A 3,397-nucleotide genomic window follows, 5' to 3' on the forward strand; every position below is an offset into this window, starting at 1 on the left:
GTTCCACTTTAGATATTTGTTTAAGATGAGATGTAACTCATTGAAATGTGTCATCATATTCGTCGTCAGAAAACAAGTATTATGCCATTATTTCAATGAGTTATCTTTTTTTGTCGTGTACAAAGAATAAAATTAATGGTTATATTTATGAATAAACGTACTGCTTTAGAAATTACCCAAAAGTTACGATCTATTTATGCCCATCAAGTCAGAGTGGCAGAGCTATTCTTAAAAATAGGCGAAGTCGCTAATCTTACCCCTCTAATTCTCACAGGAAATAAAACCGTTTTTTCTTTCAAAGAAACCGGGAAATCTCTCACTAAAATTAAAAATGAAATTTCTGCTGTTAGAAGTACTTCACAAGCAGATGCAGTATTGGTAGAGATTATTTCCGAGCTAGTATAATTTTAGGGCTTTTCAACTGGTCCTGCAGTTACTTTAATTCGTATTTTTGATGCACCTCCAAGTCTGATTTAGAAATATAGGCAATAAAACACACATCCTGATCTGTCCCTTAAAAGTTAGACAGTAAGTAATGAAAAAAGCTGAATTTCCTAATAGGAAATTCAGCTTTTTTACTTTCTAGTGAGGCTAATCCTCGCTATTACTTCTGTTTTTTAAGCTGCTTTTTGAGCTTATTTAACTTATTTTCGTGTTTTGAAATCGTTTCAAGACGTGCTTTGATCTTCTGTTTCAAGATTTTAACTTGCTTCGACATGATGTCACTCCTTGGTATGAATATCCGCTGACTGGTTTTTTTTCATAAAACTACGGATAAATTTTCTTAATTCTCTAGCGGCACTGGTGTCCATAGTTTCACATAACTGAATGAACTCATCACGTTCAGTGCTGTTAATTCGAATTAAGAGTTGCCCATCTTTTTTGTTGGCCTTTATTTTTCTGGGTTGATCAGTCATAAGATGTTTATTCCCAAAGGCACTAATACAATAAAATGTATATACACTATATATATATTATGAAAATTAAGCAACTATTTAATTTATTGTTTTTTATTAAGAATATATTTATTCCTGATCGGATGAAAAACCGGACATTTCTATTTAGGGTTTATAACTTTACTGAATGGCCTAATGTAATTTTAGAGCATACCCTAAAGTAACACTTTAAAAGTTCGTAAAACCATGTACCATTTAAATGATTTTTAATCATAAGTAACATGTAACTTTGATATTAAAGATTTATAATTTACAAAATTGTTCATTTTTATCCAATTGGGGCGAGAAAGAGTGAAAGGCCAAAAAGTAGGTTATGTGCGAGTGAGTTCGGTCGAGCAAAATACTGGGCGTCAACTTGAGGGGATTGAAGTCGACCGGATTTTTGTTGACCGTGCTTCGGGTAAAAATACCGACCGACCGAAATTTCAAGAAATGTTGAACTATGTCCGGGAAGGGGACAGGGTGATAGTACATTCCATGGATCGTTTTGCGCGAAGCTTAAAAGATTTGGTCACTGAAGTAGATAAACTGGTCAAACGAGGGATTTCCATCCAGTTTGTAAAAGAAAATATTACTTTCACTGCTCAATCTACCCCGATGGATAATTTAATGCTGCAACTGATGGGGGCCTTTGCACAATTTGAACGTGAAATCATTCTGGAACGGCAAAAGGAAGGAATAAAACTAGCCTCTGCTCAAGGGAAATATAAAGGTCGTGTACATAAATTGAAACCTGACCAGGCTGAAGCTTTAAGACAAGCATGGAAGGAAGGAAAGTACTCTTCAAAAATGGCATTAGGCCAGGCATTTGGAATTAGTCGTCAGGCGGTATATCGGTATTTGAAAGTAGGTGATTAACTCAATTGAAATTGGCGATTATATTTAGTTTAGCTTATAAAAATCGTGAAACGTGATAAATCCATGAAAAGCCCATTCGAGGGTGAATAGGCTTTTTACAATGCACTATCTTGCTGATTTTATATGACAATTTAAGGCACTGTTGCAAATAGAGATTTGAGTCGATGAAATTCCCTTCAAAAAAGCTTAGAGACCGAAAACCCTGTTGATTAGACACACTTCACCCTGAGGCTGACCATAATAAAATGACGATGCTTGTCCTTTACGTAGTGCACGCATGACTTCAATACCTTTAATTGTGGCATAAGCCGTCTTCATAGATTTGAATCCTAATGTGGCCCTGATGATCCGCTTTAACTTACCATGATCACATTCAATGACATTATTTTTATACTTAATCTGCTTGTGCTCAATATCTACTGGACATTTTCCTTCTCGCTTTAACCGTGATAAAGCATGGCCATAGGTCGCTGCTTTATCTGTATTGATGACCCGTGGAATTTGCCATTTTTTCACCGTATTGAAGATCTTTCCTAAGAAATAATAGGCTGATTTACTGTTCCGTCTAGCGGAAAGGTAAAAGTCAATCGTATGACCACGTTGATCAACTGCACGATACAGGTAAGTCCATCGCCCCTTCACTTTGATATAAGTCTCATCCATATGCCATGAATGTAAATCTGTAGGATTACGCCAATACCAGCGTAACCGTTTTTCCATTTCTGGAGCATAACGCTGAACCCAACGATAAATTGTACTGTGGTCCACATTTATGCCTCGTTCAGCGAGCATTTCTTGAAGTTCACGATAGCTGATGCCATATTTACAATACCAACGAACAGCCCAAAGAATGATTTCACCTTGAAAGTGCCGACCGTGGAAGGGATTCATCTGCTGTATCTCGAAATAAATAAGATATTTAGCTTATCATGTCAGCCTATTTGCAACAGTGCCCTCTTTCTTCTGTGACCCTTTGAAGTTCTTTTTTTTGTATGAGAGTAATAAAGTTTCATACTAAGTATTAAAGTATCATACTGAGTAATAGTGTTTAATATTCTATTATCCATAACTTTTTTAATTCTACAAAAAAACCACTTTGCAGTGGTTTTTTAAATTAATTTGATATATCTATTTGATATCAAATATAAGATTTTCTTTATCATATTTAGCAGAATATGCTACTACAGACTCAGAATGAAGTTTTTTATCTTTGTCCGTATAATTAATACTTATTGAATCCTCAGTATCTGAATAATGTATTTGATATTTATATGAAGCATTCGGTGCTAAATCACCAATAACATCTACTCTTTTTATCAGCAGCGTATAACTGGCCTGTTATTAAAGATAAAGACAAAGCAAGAATATAAGTTTTTTTCATTTTTCAATAGTATCCTTTTAATTCGATTGATATTCCAATTTAGAATGTTTTCTGCCTTACAAAGGGCTTTGTTGTACAAAGATTTGAAATGCAAAGCGCCCCTAATTGAGCCAAATTTAAGGCGTAACTTGGGTAAGTGGTCGACCTAATTCCGTAAATCTGTTAAGGACTGCTACACGTGCATGGATCTCATTCACTTGGC

General features: G+C 35.1%; 4 protein-coding genes. 2 read left to right on the top strand and 2 right to left on the bottom strand.

Annotated elements, in window-relative coordinates; genetic code table 11:
• Nucleotides 1-147 precede the first annotated feature (147 nt).
• Nucleotides 148-405, top strand: a complete 258-nt coding sequence (locus tag FTV09_RS17305; protein WP_180058972.1) for a hypothetical protein — start codon at nucleotides 148-150, stop codon at nucleotides 403-405.
• A 317-nt stretch (nucleotides 406-722) separates the two neighbouring features.
• On the opposite strand, the gene FTV09_RS17310 is transcribed toward FTV09_RS17305, so the two are convergent.
• Nucleotides 723-917: a hypothetical protein gene (locus FTV09_RS17310; protein WP_131269202.1), complete on the bottom strand. Its 195-nt coding sequence runs from the start codon at nucleotides 915-917 to the stop codon at nucleotides 723-725.
• A gap of 330 nt (nucleotides 918-1,247) precedes the next feature.
• Between FTV09_RS17310 and FTV09_RS17315 the strand changes: the two genes are divergently transcribed.
• Nucleotides 1,248-1,814 (top strand): recombinase family protein, encoded by a 567-nt coding sequence (locus FTV09_RS17315; RefSeq protein ID WP_062034269.1) that lies wholly within the window; start codon nucleotides 1,248-1,250, stop codon nucleotides 1,812-1,814.
• A 186-nt stretch (nucleotides 1,815-2,000) separates the two neighbouring features.
• On the opposite strand, the gene FTV09_RS17320 is transcribed toward FTV09_RS17315, so the two are convergent.
• Nucleotides 2,001-2,705, bottom strand: coding sequence for an IS6-like element IS1008 family transposase (locus tag FTV09_RS17320; RefSeq protein ID WP_180058973.1), 705 nt, complete (start codon nucleotides 2,703-2,705; stop codon nucleotides 2,001-2,003).
• Nucleotides 2,706-3,397 lie beyond the last annotated feature (692 nt).

Source organism: Acinetobacter sp. YH12227, assembly GCF_013417785.1.
GTDB lineage: Bacteria > Pseudomonadota > Gammaproteobacteria > Pseudomonadales > Moraxellaceae > Acinetobacter > Acinetobacter gandensis.